Source organism: Actinophytocola sp. (assembly GCF_045807065.1).
Lineage (GTDB): Bacteria > Actinomycetota > Actinomycetes > Mycobacteriales > Pseudonocardiaceae > Actinophytocola.
Window position 1 is genome coordinate 1 of record NZ_JBJMIE010000540.1, and the last position, 15379, is coordinate 15379.

General features: G+C 71.1%; 18 protein-coding genes. 9 read left to right on the plus strand and 9 right to left on the minus strand.

The features are described from left to right. On the plus strand, positions 1-1211 hold a 1211-nt coding region (locus tag ACJ73U_RS31650; RefSeq protein ID WP_407781401.1), incomplete at its 5' end, for a glycoside hydrolase family 15 protein. Positions 1212-1238: 27 nt separating this feature from the next. On the opposite strand, the gene ACJ73U_RS31655 is transcribed toward ACJ73U_RS31650, so the two are convergent. Further along, entirely contained in the window at positions 1239-2123 is an 885-nt protein-coding gene (locus ACJ73U_RS31655) for a LysR family transcriptional regulator ArgP (RefSeq protein ID WP_407781402.1), read from the minus strand. A gap of 69 nt (positions 2124-2192) precedes the next feature. Here ACJ73U_RS31655 and ACJ73U_RS31660 point away from each other — a divergent pair, with 69 nt between their 5' ends. From ACJ73U_RS31660 to ACJ73U_RS31680, 5 genes are all read left to right on the plus strand, one after another. Then, positions 2193-2813: a LysE/ArgO family amino acid transporter gene (locus ACJ73U_RS31660; RefSeq protein WP_407781403.1), complete on the plus strand. Its 621-nt coding sequence runs from the start codon at positions 2193-2195 to the stop codon at positions 2811-2813. A 64-nt stretch (positions 2814-2877) separates the two neighbouring features. Further along, entirely contained in the window at positions 2878-3519 is a 642-nt protein-coding gene (locus tag ACJ73U_RS31665) for a TetR/AcrR family transcriptional regulator (RefSeq protein WP_407781404.1), read from the plus strand. Between the two features lie 59 nt (positions 3520-3578). Next, the gene (locus ACJ73U_RS31670) at positions 3579-4697 is read left to right on the plus strand and encodes an FAD-dependent oxidoreductase (protein WP_407781405.1); all 1119 of its coding nucleotides are present in this window, start codon (positions 3579-3581) and stop codon (positions 4695-4697) included. Between the two features lie 126 nt (positions 4698-4823). Then, the gene (locus ACJ73U_RS31675; protein ID WP_407781406.1) at positions 4824-5555 is read left to right on the plus strand and encodes a thymidine kinase; all 732 of its coding nucleotides are present in this window, start codon (positions 4824-4826) and stop codon (positions 5553-5555) included. Positions 5556-5802: 247 nt separating this feature from the next. Next, positions 5803-6147 carry an RNA polymerase-binding protein RbpA gene (locus ACJ73U_RS31680; protein ID WP_407781407.1) on the plus strand — a complete coding sequence of 115 codons (345 nt, stop codon included), beginning with the start codon at positions 5803-5805 and terminating at the stop codon, positions 6145-6147. A gap of 66 nt (positions 6148-6213) precedes the next feature. Here ACJ73U_RS31680 and ACJ73U_RS31685 read toward each other — a convergent pair whose 3' ends face one another. Next, positions 6214-7413, minus strand: a complete 1200-nt coding sequence (locus ACJ73U_RS31685; RefSeq protein WP_407781408.1) for an FAD-dependent monooxygenase — start codon at positions 7411-7413, stop codon at positions 6214-6216. A 228-nt stretch (positions 7414-7641) separates the two neighbouring features. On the opposite strand from ACJ73U_RS31685, the gene ACJ73U_RS31690 reads away from it, so the two are divergent. Then, positions 7642-8295: a chitinase gene (locus ACJ73U_RS31690; RefSeq protein ID WP_407781418.1), complete on the plus strand. Its 654-nt coding sequence runs from the start codon at positions 7642-7644 to the stop codon at positions 8293-8295. 58 nt (positions 8296-8353) lie between these two features. Here ACJ73U_RS31690 and ACJ73U_RS31695 read toward each other — a convergent pair whose 3' ends face one another. The 3 genes from ACJ73U_RS31695 to ACJ73U_RS31705 form a co-directional block, all read right to left on the minus strand. Then, on the minus strand, positions 8354-9103 hold the full coding sequence (locus ACJ73U_RS31695; RefSeq protein ID WP_407781409.1) for a polyprenol monophosphomannose synthase: 750 nt from the start codon (positions 9101-9103) through the stop codon (positions 8354-8356). A gap of 51 nt (positions 9104-9154) precedes the next feature. Further along, positions 9155-10654: an apolipoprotein N-acyltransferase gene (lnt, locus tag ACJ73U_RS31700; RefSeq protein WP_407781410.1), complete on the minus strand. Its 1500-nt coding sequence runs from the start codon at positions 10652-10654 to the stop codon at positions 9155-9157. 231 nt (positions 10655-10885) lie between these two features. Then, complete coding sequence (locus ACJ73U_RS31705; protein ID WP_407781411.1) at positions 10886-11272, minus strand: DUF5313 family protein; 387 nt, start codon at positions 11270-11272, stop codon at positions 10886-10888. 48 nt (positions 11273-11320) lie between these two features. On the opposite strand from ACJ73U_RS31705, the gene ACJ73U_RS31710 reads away from it, so the two are divergent. After that, on the plus strand, positions 11321-11794 hold the full coding sequence (locus ACJ73U_RS31710) for a MarR family winged helix-turn-helix transcriptional regulator (protein WP_407781412.1): 474 nt from the start codon (positions 11321-11323) through the stop codon (positions 11792-11794). On the opposite strand, the gene ACJ73U_RS31715 is transcribed toward ACJ73U_RS31710, so the two are convergent. The 3 genes from ACJ73U_RS31715 to ACJ73U_RS31725 all read right to left on the minus strand — a co-directional run bounded on the left by ACJ73U_RS31715 (position 11758) and on the right by ACJ73U_RS31725 (position 14607). After that, positions 11758-12417: a response regulator gene (locus tag ACJ73U_RS31715; RefSeq protein ID WP_407781413.1), complete on the minus strand. Its 660-nt coding sequence runs from the start codon at positions 12415-12417 to the stop codon at positions 11758-11760. The genes ACJ73U_RS31710 and ACJ73U_RS31715 overlap by 37 nt on opposite strands. Before the next feature lie 651 nt (positions 12418-13068). Next, the gene (locus ACJ73U_RS31720) at positions 13069-14232 is read right to left on the minus strand and encodes a sensor histidine kinase (RefSeq protein ID WP_407781414.1); all 1164 of its coding nucleotides are present in this window, start codon (positions 14230-14232) and stop codon (positions 13069-13071) included. 24 nt (positions 14233-14256) lie between these two features. Beyond that, positions 14257-14607 carry a hypothetical protein gene (locus tag ACJ73U_RS31725; RefSeq protein ID WP_407781415.1) on the minus strand — a complete coding sequence of 117 codons (351 nt, stop codon included), beginning with the start codon at positions 14605-14607 and terminating at the stop codon, positions 14257-14259. Between the two features lie 90 nt (positions 14608-14697). Between ACJ73U_RS31725 and ACJ73U_RS31730 the strand changes: the two genes are divergently transcribed. Then, positions 14698-15057 (plus strand): VOC family protein, encoded by a 360-nt coding sequence (locus tag ACJ73U_RS31730; RefSeq protein WP_407781416.1) that lies wholly within the window; start codon positions 14698-14700, stop codon positions 15055-15057. On the opposite strand, the gene ACJ73U_RS31735 is transcribed toward ACJ73U_RS31730, so the two are convergent. Then, on the minus strand, positions 15054-15379 hold a 326-nt coding region (locus ACJ73U_RS31735), incomplete at its 5' end, for an AMP-binding enzyme (protein ID WP_407781417.1). The genes ACJ73U_RS31730 and ACJ73U_RS31735 overlap by 4 nt on opposite strands.

Here is a 15379-nt window from a genome sequence, read left to right on the forward strand (position 1 = left end):
AGCGCTACCCCGGCGCCTTCGTCGCCTCGCCGAGCATGCCGTGGGCCTGGGCGTTCGACGACAAGCTGGCGCCGCAGTCCGGGCCGTACCACCTGGTCTGGCCGCGCGACCAGTACCAGATCGCGACGGCGCTGCTCGCCGAGGGCGACCGCGGGGCGGCCGAGCGAGCGCTGGACTACATGTTCACCCGGCAGCAGCGGCCGGACGGCCACCTGCCGCAGAACACCACCGCCGACGGCACGCCGTACTGGCCCAACGTCCAGCTCGACGAGACGGCGTTCCCGCTGGTGCTGGCCCGGCAGCTGGACCGCAGCGACGCGCGGACCTGGGCCCACGTCAAGAAGGCCGCCGACTACCTGCTGTCCTTCCGGCAGGACGGCCGGGCGGCTCCGTACACGGGCCAGGAGCGTTGGGAGGAGCAGAGCGGTTACTCCCCCGCGACGATCGCGGCGGAGATCGCGGGGCTGGTCTGCCTCGCGGACCTGCTGACCCGCGCCGGCGACACGGCCGGCGCGACCCGCTACCTGACCGTCGCCGACCGGTGGGCGTCCGGCGTGGAGGGGTGGACGGTCACGCACAACGGCCCCCTGTCGAGGGATCCGTACTACCTGCGCCTGACCAAGGACGGCGACCCGAACGCCGGCACCACCTACAACCTGGGCGACAACAACGTCGGCGAGGTGGACCAGCGCGCGGTGGTCGACCCGAGCTTCCTGGAGCTGGTGCGCCTCGGCGTCCGCCCGGCCTCCGACCCGGTCATCCGCAACACGATCGCGGTGGTGGACACCGCGCTGGGCGAGCGGACGCCGGTCGGCCAACTGTGGCACCGCTTCACGAACGACGGCTACGGCGAGCAGGCGAACGGCGGCCCGTGGAACGTGAACTGGCCGTCGCCGACCCGCACGTACGGCCGGCTGTGGCCGATCTTCGCGGGCGAACGCGGCGAGTACGAACTGCTGGCGGGCGACCCGCGAGCCGCCCGAGGCCGCCTGAACACCATGGCGGCGACCGCGAACAGCGGGTTGATGCTGCCGGAACAGGTGTGGGACAACGAGGCACCACCCGGCGTCCGGCCCGGCACCCCCACGACGTCCGCGACGCCGCTCGCGTGGACCCACGCGCAGTACGTCCGCCTGGCCTGGTCGCTGACGGCCGGCCACCCGGTCGAAATGCCGTCGGTGGTGGCCTGCCGGTACACGGGCGCCTGCTAGTGCCACCGCCGGAGTGACCGGCGCTGATCAGTGGCGGGCGCTCCGCAGGGAGGTCGAGGCGGCCTCGGCGACGGCGGCCGCGACCGTGGACAGCGCCGGCAGGTCGAGCTTCCACTGCTGCCAGTACAGCGGCACCTCCACCCGCCGGTCCGGGGCCAGTGCCACGAGCGCGCCCGACCGCAGCCGGGGCGCCGCCTGTTCCTCCGGCACCATGCCCCAGCCCAGCCCCGCCACGACCGCCTCCACGAACACCTCCGAGGCCGGAACGTAGTGCCGCCACTCGCTCGCCCGCGCACCGCCGAGCGCGCGGACGAACCTGTCCTGCACGTCGTCTCGCCGGTCGAACATCACGACGGGCGCGCGGGCCAGGTCGTCGAGCAGCGACCCCGTCAGCCAGCGGGCCGCGAACACCGGGGCCGCCAGCGGCAGGTACCGCAGGTGCCCGAGCAGGCGCACCGAGCAGCCCTGCACCGGCGTCGCCGACGACGTCACCGCCGCCATCACCGTCCCCTCCCGCAGCAGCGCCGTCGTGTGGTCCTGGTCCTCGCGGTGCAGTTCGAAACACACGCCGGGGACCCGCGCGAGCGCCGGCAGGAACCACGTTGCCAGCGAGTCGGCGTTGACCGCGAACGGCACCCGCACGGGCTCCCCCACGCCGCGGAGCTCCGCGCGCGCCTCCTGCTCCAACGCCGTCAGCCGCCGCGCGAACCGGACGACCACCTGCCCGGACTCGGTCAGCCGCACCGGTTTCGTGCGCGTCACCAGCACGCTGCCGGTGCGCTGTTCGAGCGCCTTCACTCGCTGGCTCACCGCCGACGGCGTCACGTGCAGCACGGCCGCGGCGGCGTCGAACGTGCCCTCGTCGACCACCGCGAGCAGCGTGCGGACCTGGTCGAGCGGAAATTCCGGCATCACAACAGCTAATGTTACGTTAAAATCTTTAGCTGTACTGTTGATTAGCGTCGCCCTAGCCTCGGGTTCGTGAGGGACGTCCTGCTGGCCGCTGTCGCCGGGTTCGGCACCGGCCTGTCGCTGATCGTGGCCATCGGCGCGCAGAACGCGTTCGTGCTGCGGCAGGGCATCCGCCGCGACGCCGTGCCGGCCGTGGTCGCCATCTGCGCCGCCTCGGACGCGGTGCTGATCGCCCTCGGGGTCGGCGGGGTCGGCGCGCTGGTGCTCGCTTTCCCCACGGTGCTGACGGTGGCCGGCGTCGCCGGCGGCGTCTTCCTGCTGTGTTACGGGTTCCTGGCGGCGCGGCGCGCGTTCCGGCCGTCGGCCATGAACATCTCGATGGGCATCTCGACCGCGCCCGGCACCCACCGCGTGGTCCTCACCTGCTTGGCCCTGACCTGGCTGAACCCGCACGTCTACCTGGACACGGTCCTGCTGCTCGGCACGGTCGCCGCCCACCGCGGCGACCTGCGGTGGGCGTTCGGGGCGGGTGCCGCGCTCGCGAGCCTGTGCTGGTTCGCGGCCCTGGGGTTCGGCGCCCGCCTCCTGACCGGCTTCTTCGCCCGTCCGTCGTCGTGGCGGGTCCTGGACGCCCTGGTAGCCGCGACGATGGTCACGATCGGGGTGACCCTCGTGACGGGCGCCGGCTGAGCCGCCCAGCGGTTGACTGACACAAAACTTTGGCGCTTCCAAAAATTCCCGCTAGGGTGGCGTCGTGGCACGAGAGGGCGGACTCCGGGAACGCAAGAAGGCGCGGACGCGGCAGCACATCGCCGACACCGCCGCACGGCTGTTCGCCACCCACGGCTACGAGCAGGTCTCCATCGTCGATGTCGCGCGGGCCGCCGAGGTGTCCGACCAGACCGTCTACAACTACTTCCCGGCCAAGCAGGACCTCGTGCTCGACCGCGCCGAGGAGTTCCGCGAGCGGTACTCGCGGGCCGTCCTCGATCGGGCGAGCGGGACGAGCCCGGCCGCCGCGCTGCGTGCCGTGGCGCGCGAGGACGTCGAGCGGCACCGCCACACCGACCTCGACCACGCACGCGGCGAGCACCCGGCACTGTGCGCCAGCAGCGCCACCGTCCGCCGCTTCACCCTCGAGATCCGCGACCAGCACACCGACGCCGTCGCCGCCGCGATCACCGAGACCTGCGCCACCGTCCACCCCGCGGTCGCCCGTGCCCACGCGGCCGCGCTCATCTCGGTCTTCCAGCTGATCGTCGACCGCATCGGCCGCGGCGTCCTGGAGGGGACACCTCCCGATGTCGTGGCCGACGAGCTGGCACCCGCGGTCGAGGCGGTCTTCGACGACCTCGACCGCCACTTCCACCACGCCCACCCCACAACCGGCGCCTAGCCCCGATCACGCCCCGACGCCCGCGCACAGCCGTGCCAGCAACCGACTGGAGAACTCACATGCCCACCCCTGTCACGATCGTCGGCGCCGGCCTCGGCGGACTCGTCCTGGCCCGCGTCCTGCACGTCCACGACATCCCGGTCACGGTCTACGAGGCCGAACCGTCGCCGACCGCCCGCGCGCAGGGCGGGATGCTCGACATCCACGACGACACCGGCCAGCCGGCACTGGCGGCGGCCGGCCTCACCGAGGAGTTCCGCGGCCTCGTCCTGGAGGGCCGCCAGGCGATGCGGGTCCTGGACCGGAACGGGACCGTCCTGTTCGAGGAGGCCGACGACGGCACGGGCGGACGCCCCGAGGTGCAACGCGCCGAGCTGCGCCAGCTCCTGCTCGACTCCCTGCCCGCCGGCACCGTCCGGTGGGGCCACAAGGTCACCGGCACCCGCTCGGTGGGCGAGGGCCGCCACGAGGTGGCCTTCGCCGACGGCGCCACCGTCGTCACGAGCCTGCTGGTCGGCGCCGACGGCGCCTGGTCACGGGTCCGGCCGCTGCTGTCGGCCGCCACCCCCGACTACGTCGGCACGTCGTTCGTCGAGACCTACCTGTTCGACGCCGACACCCGCCACCCCGCCGCCGCGAAGGCCGTCGGCGGCGGGTCGCTGATCGCACCCGCACCGGGCAGGTCGATCCACGGCCACCGCGAGAGCGGCGACACCCTGCACGCCTACGTGGAACTCACCAGACCGCTGGACTGGTTCGCCGCCATCGACTTCACCGACACCGCCGCGGCCACCACCCGGATCGCCCGGGAGTTCCACGACTGGGCTCCCGAACTGACCGCCCTGATCACCGACACCGACACCCCGCCGGTCCTCCGCCCGCACTTCACGCTCCCGATCGGGCACCGCTGGGACAGGGTGGCGGGAGTCACCCTGCTCGGCGACGCCGCCCACCTCACCGCCCCGAACGGCGAAGGCGCCAACCTGGCCATGCAGGACGGCGCCGAACTCGCCACGGCCATCGCCGCGCACCCCGACGACGTCGAGACCGCGCTCACCGAGTACGAACGAGCACTGTTCGCCCGCAACGCCACAGCCGCCACCGAACTCGCCATCCCCGAGCACATCACGGCCGAGGACGTGGTCAACTTCTTCACCCAGAGCAAGCGGAACGCCTGAGGCGCGGTCGCGAGGTCGAACCGCACGCCGGAGTCGCGGTGGGTGACGGTCTCCGGGGCGGCCGCCAGGCGTGTTCACCGCGGTCGGGACAACCGGGGCGCTATAGGGTCAGCTGCCGTGGAACCGATGCCGTCGCAACTGCTGACCGATCCCACCGACGCGCTGTCCTCGGTGCCCGCCGCGGGCTCGCGGCGCGCCACGCCGGTGGTGGGGCACCTGCGCTTCTACTACGGGCCGATGGACTGCGGGAAGTCGACGCTCGCGCTGCAGGTCGACCACAACCAGGCGCGCCAGGGGCGCAGGGGGCTGCTGCTCGTCCACCACGACCGGTCCGGGAAGCCGCAGATCACGAGCCGTATCGGGATCACCCGGCAGGCGCTGGAGGTGCAGGGGGACGTCGACCTGCGCGACCTCGTCCGCGCGCGGTGGGCCGAGGGGCTGCGGGTCGACTACCTGATCGTCGACGAGGCGCAGTTCCTCACCCCCGACCAGGTGGACCAGCTGGCCGAGCTGGCCGACGACGTGCAGGTGGACGTGTACTGCTTCGGCATCGCCACCGACTTCCGCAGCCGGATGTTCCCCGGGTCGCGGCGGCTGTTCGAGCTCGCCGACGAGCTGGAGCCGGTCCAGGTGGACGTGCTGTGCTGGTGCGGGCTGCCGGCGCGGTTCAACGCGCGCGTGTCCGACGGGGTGGTGATCCGGGCCGGCGACACGGTGCTCGTGGCCGACACGGACCGTGAATTACCACAGTCCGAGCCGCCGGCTACGGTGCGTTATCAAGTCCTGTGTCGCCGGCACTTCCGCGTGGGCGATCTGGGACCCGCCGTCGCCGGACGTGGCCAGCTCAGCTTCGCCTGAGGGCCATACTGGGGAACTGATTACCCCAAGTGGGCGACGTCATATGGCAATCCGGAGAGTCTCGCGTCACGAACATGTTTAAGGCGCATCTCTACGGTGGAAGCTATAGATACAGGGGTTGCCGCGGGTCACCGTGTGCGACGGAGTGCGATAGGTGGGAACGTTTTGGCGCGCTCTGACGTTGCACAAGGTGAGCACTACCCTGGCTTCAGCCTGTGTGCTGCGAGCCGAACGAAAGGACGTCGCCATGGCCGACCGTGTACTCCGTGGAAGCCGACTTGGCGCGGTCAGCTACGAGACAGACCGTAACCACGACCTCGCCCCCCGGCGGACGATCCGCTACGCATGCCCGAAGGACCACGATTTCGAGGTCCCCTTCTCCGATGACGCCGAAGTGCCGTCGATGTGGGAGTGCCGGCTGCACGGTACCGCGTCCAAGCTTATCGACGGCTCGGAGCCCGAGACCAAGAAGGTCAAGCCGCCGCGCACGCACTGGGACATGCTCCTCGAGCGCCGGACCATCCCGGAGCTGGAGGACCTGCTCTCCGAGCGGCTGCAGGAGCTGAAGGTCCGTCGCAGCCGGTCCGCGTAACGGCCCTCTTCACGTTTGTCCGGATGCCCAGGTCGGTGCGGAACCGACCTGGGCATCCGGCATGTTTCAGCTGTTCGACGCCACCTCGTAGTCCTTGACGCGCATCGAGTCGTGCATGCGGACACCCTTGTCGTTCAGCTTCGCGAGTGCCCTGCTCACCCCCGCGGGCAGCGCCGACACCAGCCGAGCACCGGTCACCAGCCCCCACACCCCCAGCCTGGAGTTGGGGATCAGCGTCTTCGCCGCGCCCAGGGCGAAGGTCCGGCTCTGGCGCACGATGTCGATCATCTCCCGCTCGTAGGCCGGGAACGCCCTCTCGTGGTCGCCGCCGGCCTCGGCCAGCTCGCCGGCCAGGACGTACGCCCCGAGCACGGCCAGGCTCGTGCTGCCACCCACCGCGGGACCCGGGCAGAAGCCGGCGTCGCCGACGAGCGTGACGCGGCCGCGCGACCAGGAGTCCATGCGCAGCTGGGTGATCGAGTCGAAGTAGAACGCGGGGGTCCGGTCGATCTCCGCGAGCCACTCGTCCACCTGCGGGTGCATGCCCGCGAACGTCGACCGCAGGATCTCCTTCTGCCGCGGGACGTCCCGGTGGTGGCAGTCCAGCTCGTGCTCGCTGCGGAACAGGAAGACGATCCGCTCGTCGGCCAGGGGCCGCGCCCCGTACCGGCCCACCGTGCGCCCGGGGTGGACGTGGCACACGAACTCGCCGTCCAGCGCGCCCTTCGGCGCGGTCAGCACGGCCAGGTGCCCGCCGATGAAGTACGCCGGCTGGTCGGGGAAGACGAGCCGACGCACGCCTGAGTGCAGCCCGTCGGCGCCCACGACGATGTCGAACCGCCGCGGCGCGTGCTGCTCGAACGAGACGAGGTCGTCCTCGATCGACGTGATCGAGTCGCCGAAGACGTACTCGACGTCGGCGGTCGTGGCGTCGTAGTAGATCTCACTGAGATCGTCCCGCATGATCTCGACGTGCCGGTCGGACACGGCGCTGAAGATCTTGGTCATGTCCACCGTGGTCGGGGTGCGCCGCCCCGCGCGGTAGGCGGTCATCCGGGTGGTCCCGGTCGCCTTCTCCTCGATGCGCGGCAGCACGCCCATGCGTGCGGAGATGTCCATGCCGGGGCGGAACAGGTCGACGGCGTGACCGCCGGTCCTGCGCAGTGTCGGGGCACGCTCGACGACCGTGACCTGGAAGCCGTGGCGGTTCAGCCAGTACGCGAGTACCGGACCCGCGATGCTGGCCCCCGAGATGAGGATCCTCATTGCGCTGTACTACCACTTTCTCCTCGCGCGAGGACCCGCCGCGCGACATCGTCCAGCCACTGGTCGACCCCGGTGTGATCCACTCCGTCTGGGCCAGACCATACTTTCGACTGGTTTAGACCAATGCGGCATCGTGGTAACTCTCGGGAGCACACCCTGCACCGAGGAGTGACCATGAAGATCCGGCTGCTGGTGGCGGCGCTCGCCACCCTGCTCGTGTCCCTGCCCATGGGCTCGGCGACCGCCGACGTCGCGCCGCGACGCGCGTTCGTGGTGAGCGAGGCGCAGTTCGACCAGATGTTCCCGAACAGGAACTCCTTCTACAGCTACAGCGGTCTCACCGCGGCCCTGGACAGCTTCCCGTCCTTCGCCACCGCCGGCGGCGACACGGTGAGCAGGCAGGAGGCGGCGGCGTTCCTGGCGAACGTGTCCCACGAGACCGGTGGGCTGGTCTACGTCGTGGAGCAGAACCAAGCCAACTACCCGACCTACTGCGACTGGAACCAGCCGTACGGGTGCCCGGCCGGCCAGGCCGCCTACTACGGCCGTGGCCCGATCCAGCTGAGCTGGAACTTCAACTACAAGGCCGCCGGTGACTACCTGGGCATCGACCTGCTGGACGACCCGTGGCAGGTCGAGAACAACGCGGCCGTCTCCTGGAAGACGGCGCTCTGGTACTGGATGACCCAGAGCGGTCCCGGCACCATGACCCCGCACGACGCGATGGTCAACCAGCGCGGCTTCGGCGAGACCATCCGCAGCATCAACGGCTCGCTGGAGTGCAACGGCGGCAACCCGGGCCAGGTCCAGAGCCGGGTGGACAACTACACCCGCTTCACGGGCATCCTGGGCGTCCCCACGGGCGACAACCTGTACTGCTGAGCGGGGCGGTTTCTCGTGACGTGGTGGCGCGGGGAGATACCCGCGCCACCTCAGCACGTCAGCGCTTGAACAGGGCCTTCAGCTGGGTGCCCCGGCGCCGCAGGCCCCACTTGGTCACCCGGATGAGGGCCTCACGGATGACGTCGACGCCCATCTTGGAGACGCCGAACTCGCGTTCGGTGAACGTGATCGGGACCTCGACGACCGTGAAGCCCGCCTCGATCGTGCGCCAGCCCAGGTCGATCTGGAAGCAGTAGCCGCGGGAGGCGACGTTGTCCAGGCGGAGCTTCTGGAGGGCCTCGCGGCGGTAGGCGCGGAAGCCCGCCGTCATGTCCTTCACACGGGAACCCAGAGCGAGCCGGGTGTAGGTGTTCGCGCCCCACGAGAACAGGTACCGGTGCTTGGGCCAGTTCACGACCCGGCCGCCGGGCACGTACCGGGAGCCGATCGACAGGTCGGCGTCCGCCAGCGCGTCCAGCATCCTCGGCAGGTCCTCCGGGGCGTGTGAGCCGTCGGCGTCCATCTCGACCAGCACGGCGTAGTCGCGCTCCAGGCCCCACGTGAAGCCGGCGACGTAGGCGGCACCGAGGCCGTTCTTCTCGGTGCGGTGCATGACGTGCACGTGCCCGTCCGACTCCGCCGCGAGTCGGTCCGCGATCTCGCCCGTGCCGTCGGGGCTGCCGTCGTCCACGATCAGGGCGTGCGCCTTCGGCAGTGCGGCACGTAGCCGGCCCACGATCCGCTCGATGTTGTCCCGCTCGTTGTACGTCGGGATCACCACGAGCACCGGCTCGAGCTGCTCCGCCATTCGTCACCCTCCTCACCGGCGCGTGTGCCGCGCCGGTCTGTCAACTCTCGGTCAGTTGCTTGCCCGGTTCCGCCGCCGGACCACGATCGCGACGACCAGCGCGCCGAGTCCGACGGCCGCCATCGCCCACTCCGCAGCAGGGCCCAGTTGGTCAGACAGAGTAGTCGTCGACCGTAGCGGCACCCGCTCGACCAGCGCCGCGGGCGTGAACAGGCCGGTCGACCGGATCACCGAGCCGTCCGGCCGGATGAACGCGCTCACGCCGCTCGTCGCCGCGACGGCCACCGTCCGGCCGTGTTCGACGGCCCGGACGCGGTCCATCGCGAGCTGCTGGTAGGTCATCTCGGTCCAGCCGAACGTCGCGTTGTTCGTCGGCACGGCCAGGATGTTCGAGCCCTTCACCGAGTCCCGCACCACGTCGTCGAACGCGACCTCGTAGCAGGTGGCGAGCCCGACGCGGGCGTTGGCCATGGGGAAGATCACGGGCTTGTCGCCGGGCACGAACTGCCCGGCCCGGTCCACGGCCGAGGTGAAGATGCGGAAGAACGACCGCCACGGCATGGTCTCGCCGAACGGCTGGAGCTTCCGCTTGGTGTACTGGCTGACCGGCCCCTTCTCGGGGTCCCAGAGCAGCACGGTGTTGCGCGGCAGGCCGTCGTCGCCGACGATCACCGAGCCGAGGGCGATGGGCACGCGGATCTCGCGGGCGGCGTCGGCGATGCGCGACCACGCGTCCGGGTTGCGGTACGGGTCGATGTCCGACGAGTTCTCCGGCCAGATCACGAGGTCGGGTTGCTTGGCGCGGCCCGCGCGGATGTCCCGCGCCAGCTGCTCGGTGCGGGCGACGTGGTTGTCGAGCACGGCCCGGCGCTGCGCGTTGAAGTCGAGCCCGGCACGCGGCACGTTGCCCTGGATCACGGCGACGGTCGCCTCGCCGTCGTTCGGGTCGGTGCCGACCAGCGGCAACGCGCCGAGGGCCGCCACGATCGGCAGCAGGAACGCCAGCGCGGGCGCGACCAGCCGGCGCGGCTGGCGGTCGACGAGCAGCATGCGGACCAGCGCGGCGAGACCGAAGGCGGTCATGGCGACGGCCAGCGCGATCAGCGGGGTCCCGGCGACGGCGGCGAGCGGCAGGAAGACGCCGTCCGGCTGGGAGAACGCGAGCTGGCCCCACGGGAAGCCGCCGAACGGGAAGAGCGAACGCAGGTACTCCCCCGCGACCCAGACGAACGCGGCCCACACCGGCCAGGCCGGCAGGACGCTCACGACCGCGATGCCCGCGCCGGCGAGCCCCAGCAACGCGGCCTCGGCGAGGCTGAGCGGCAGCCACGCAACGGCACCGACGAACTCACCGGTCCACGCGAGCAGCGGGATGAAGTAGCCGAGCCCCGCGCACAGCGTGTAGCCGAACCCGGCACGGGCACGGCGCCCGTAGAGCACGGCACCGAGCACGGCGACGCCGATCGGGGCGAGCCACCACACCGTGCGTGGCGGGTTACTGAGGTAGATCAGCACGCCGGCACCCGCCGACACGAGGACACGCAGGAGCACGTTTCGCCAGGCAGGCGTACGTACGTCCGTTTTGTCGGACACTGCGGGCTCGTCCGACGAGACTGCGGGTGCGATCACCCGACCAGCGTACGACGTCGCTTGTGTACTGCGTGTTGCAGCCGGATGCGTAACCGTGGGTCGCGCCTGCGACGCTCGCGCGCAACCGGTGGGGAGCACTGGCGACCGTTCGGCCCCTCGGCGTCGCCTGAGGACCTCCGTTCGCGGGATCCTTCAGTGGGTCGAGCGGAAGTTGGCGGCGTAGCGGGCCTGTTCGGCCTCTTCCTTGTCGCCCTTGCGCGCGTCGCGGGTGGCTCGGGCGATGCCGTGCTCGTACCCGTGCTTGACCGCACGCAGCTCGCAGCTCTCGTCCACGTACGACAGGGAGAAGTACACGCCGACGATGGCCACCAGCAGCACCATCGCCAGCCGCAGGGAAAGGGGGCCGGGGAGCAGCAGGCAGCCGGCCGCGATCGGGGCGAGGAGCACACAACCCCGCGCCGTGTGGCGAAGCAGCCACGTCCGGGCCGTGACATCGTGCAGCACCCACGGAGCCAGGCTGGCGGGTAGCCGACCACCTACCGCGTACCAGAGCCACTGCGCTGGATTCGGTCGTTCCATACTTAGTACTCTAACATTTAGTACACTAACTAACGGGTGATGTGAACCATGCCGACGATCGATCTGGGACCCGACCCGCTGGCGCTGGACCGGCAGGTCTGCTTCGCGCTGTCACTGGCGTCGCGCGGTGTCATCGCGATCTACCGGCCGCTGCTGGAGCCGTACGGGCTCACGCACCCGCAGTACCTCGTGCTGTTGGCGCTCTGGGACCGTTCACCGCGGTCGGTCCGCGACCTCGCGGAGACCCTCCGCCACGAGCCGGCGACCCTCTCCCCCATGCTCAAGCGGCTGGAGAGCCTCGGATACCTCACCAGGGCCCGCAGCGCCCGCGACGAGCGGGCACTGGCCGTCGAGCTGACCGACAAGGGTCGGGAGCTGCGGAAAGAGGCCGAGAAGATCCCGTACCGGGTCGTCGAGGCGCTCGGCATGGAGCTGTCCGAGCTGGAGGCGCTGCACGCGGCCCTCTCCCGAGTGCTGGCGGCCACTCAGAAGACCCCCGGGGACACCAGCCCGGTCTCGTAGGCAACCATCACGGCCTGCGCCCGGTCCCGGATGCCGAGCTTGAGGAAGATCCGGCTGACGTGCGTCTTCACCGTCTGCTCGGCCAGGACGAGACGCGCCGCGATCTCGGTGTTCGACTCGCCGCGCGCGACCCAGGTGAGGACCTCCCGCTCCCGCGGCGTCAGCACGTCCAGCCGGGGCGGCGTGCTCGCGAGCGTCGGTTGACGCGCGAAGTGCGCGATCAGCCGACTGGTCACCGCCGGCGCGAGCAGGGACTCCCCCGCGGCCACCACCCGCACCGCGGCCACCAGCTCCTCGGGCGTGGCGTCCTTGAGCAGGAAGCCGGACGCACCCGCCCGCAGCGCCGCGTACACGTAGTCGTCGATGTCGAAGGTGGTCAGCATCAGGACCCGCGCCGAGCTGTCCGCGAGCCGCTTCGTCGCCTCGACCCCGTCGAGCACCGGCATGCGCACGTCCATCAGCACGACGTCCGGCGCCGTGGCCGCACACACCTCGAGAGCCGCCTGCCCGTCGGCAGCCTGCCCAACCACGTCGATGTCCTCCTGCGCGGACAGCAACGCCGCGAACCCGGCCCGCACCATGTCCTGGTCGTCGACCACCACGACCCTGATGGGCTCCCCCATCAGACCTCCTTCCTGACCCTCGATCCCGGCACGTGATTCAGCAGTGGGTTGGTCGGTTGCGCAGGACGTCGGCCAGCACGCGGACCTCGGCAGCGTCCCACGTTGACGCGGCACATCCCGGGAGCACGACGATCTTTGCGACGCGGCGGGTGCCGCAGCCGGGGCGTGTCCGCAGCGCCCCACGGGCGCTTGGCGGCACATCCGAGGGCGTGTTCGCGGCACGCCACAGCGCCGGCTGCGCGCTCGGCGCCACCGTCCACGGCATGCCCGAGGCACGCCCACGGCGACCCCCGCAACGCTCGGCGCCACCATCCACGGCATGGCCAAGGCACACCCACGGCGACCCCGCAGACGCTCCGGGGCAGCGCGGCATGTCCGGGAGCCTGTGGGCGGCATCGTCCGCAGCATGCCCGAGGCACGCCCACGGACAGCGACCCGCGGCGCTCGGCAGCATGCCCAAGGCACACCCACAGCACCCCCGCAACGCTCGGCGACACCATCCACGGCATGGCCAAGGCACACCCACGGCGACCCCGCCAGCGCTTGGGGGGCACCGCAACATGTCCGGGGGCGTCCTGGCGTGGGCGGCGGCGTGGCGTGGGCGGCGGCGTGGCGGCGGCCCGTGTCGTGGGCGGGTTCCCGTGTGGGTGGTCATAGGGGTAGGGACGCTCGTAGGCGCCAGCCGCCTGCTGGGTGGTCTACCTCGAACGTGCCGCCCAGGAGGGTGGCTCGTTCGCGGAGGCCCGTCAGACCGTGGCCCTGGCCCTGACCCTGGGAGTGGGAGTGGGTGCGGGCGTCGGTGGCCGGGGATGGCTGGGGTGTTGGGCGTTCGTTCGTTACCTCCAGGTGTAGAGCTTCCTCGGATCTGACGATGTCCACCCACGTGCGGGCCTTGCCGGCGTGGCGGACCACGTTGCTCAGGCCCTCCTGCACGATGCGGTACGCGGCCAGCTGCACGATCTGGGGCAGGTCGGCCGTCTCGGCTGTCAGGGTCAGGGTTACCGGGGTGCCCGCGGCGGTGATGCGGTCCACCAGCGCCGGCACGTCCGCCAGCGTTGGTTGCGGGGTGCGGTTCGGGTCCGCGCCGTCGTCGCGCAGGGCCGACAGCAGGCCGCGTAGTTCCGAGAGCGACGTTCTCGCCACGTTGGCGATCTCGGCGAACTCCGTGACCGCCTCCGGGGGCAGGTCCCGGTGCCGGAACCGCGCCGTCTCCGCCTGCACCGTGATCATCGACATGTGGTGGGCGACCACGTCGTGGAGTTCGCGGGCTATGCGGGCGCGTTCTTCGACCACCGAGCGCAGCTCGCGTTCCGTCGCGCTCACCTGCCGCTCCCGCACCAGTTCGGCCGCCATCCGGCTCCGGCCGTGCACGAAGTCACCCACGATCATCGCGATCCCGGACGTGACCACGACGACCACGCCCGTTGCCCAGTTGTCGCCGCCGCCCGGCCAGAACGCCAGCACCAGGTAACCGCCGGCCAGGATGCCGAACATGGTCAGGGACAGGTTCCGCCGGCCCAGCGACGCGACCATCCCGGCCACCGCCGTCACCGCCATGACGTTCGTGACCGCCCACGGCCACGGCTCGCTGCGCGAGACAGGTTCGCTCACGCCAGCGGTCAACGCCGCCGCGGCCAGCACCGCCACCCACGCCGCCACCGGTCGCCTTCGGTAGAAGAACAGCGGTGCGACCCGCACGGCACTGAGCACCATCGCCACGAACGGCCTCGTGCCGTAGTGCTGGACCAGGTCCAGGACACCGAGTGTGAACAGCGCGGCCACGGTCGCGCCGAGGCCCAGGCGGCGGATCAGCACGGGGATCTCCTGAGCGCGGCGAAGTCAGACGGCCTCGACGAGGGCCCTGCCCTGCAAGCGGCGGATCGCCGCCATACAGATGACCTGCATCCCCAGCGCTGCCATGGCGTGGACGAACCAGGCGCCGATCAGCGTCGGGCCGCCCCACGCTCCGCGTAAGAGCGGGTCCGCGGTGAGCGGATGGCCGACCGCGCCGATCGCGTCGGGACGCAGCGGATACAGCCAGCTGCTCCAGATCAGGAACAACACGAGCACCGCGAACGGGAACGCGGCGAACGACAGGGGCCCGGGCGCCAGACCCCACCGAGCCGCCAGGTGACGCCGGCCCGGCACCAGTGTGAGGGCGTAGAGGAGGTGCATGGCGTTGTGTTTCATGAGGACAACGCTAGGCGCGGGAGGGCGGGACGTCGTCAGACCACGGTTCGAACATGTGAGTCATACCGGGGTACTACGACAATGACCGACATGTTGCGACTGGGTTCGACCGTGCTCGGCGCGTCCGACGTGCGGCGCGCGACGGAGTTCTGGGCCCGCGCGCTGGGGTACGTGCCGCGGGACGAGGTCATCGACGAGAGGTTCGTGGTGCTCGCGCCCACTGACGGGGTCGGGCAGAACGTCTCGCTGATGCGCAGCGAGACGCCCCCGCAGGACAGGCCGCGCGTGCACCTCGACCTGTACGCCGACGACCCGGCCGCGGAGGTCGAGCGGCTGCTGGAGCTGGGCGCGTCCCGCGTGGACTGGCAGGACTACCCGCCGGACGCCGACTTCACCGTCCTCGCCGACACCGAGGGCAACCGCTTCTGCGTGATCGACAAGGCCGGCTAGCGTTCCGACAGGAGGTTGCGCCGGACCACCTTCCCCGTCGCGTTGCGGGGCAGGGCGCTCACGAAGATCACGTCGCGGGGCACGGCGAAGCGGGGCAGGTGCGCGTGGACGTAGTCCCGCACCACCGTGGGGCTGATCGCCGCGCCGGGCCGGGGTACCACGTACGCCGCGAAGCGCTGCCCGAACTCGCGGTCCGGCACCCCCACGACCGCCGCGTCGAGCACCTGCGGCAACGTCAGGATCAGCTCCTCGACCGGGCGTGGGAAGACGTTCTCGCCACCGGAGACGATCATGTCGTCGTCGCGGCCGGAGACGAACAGGC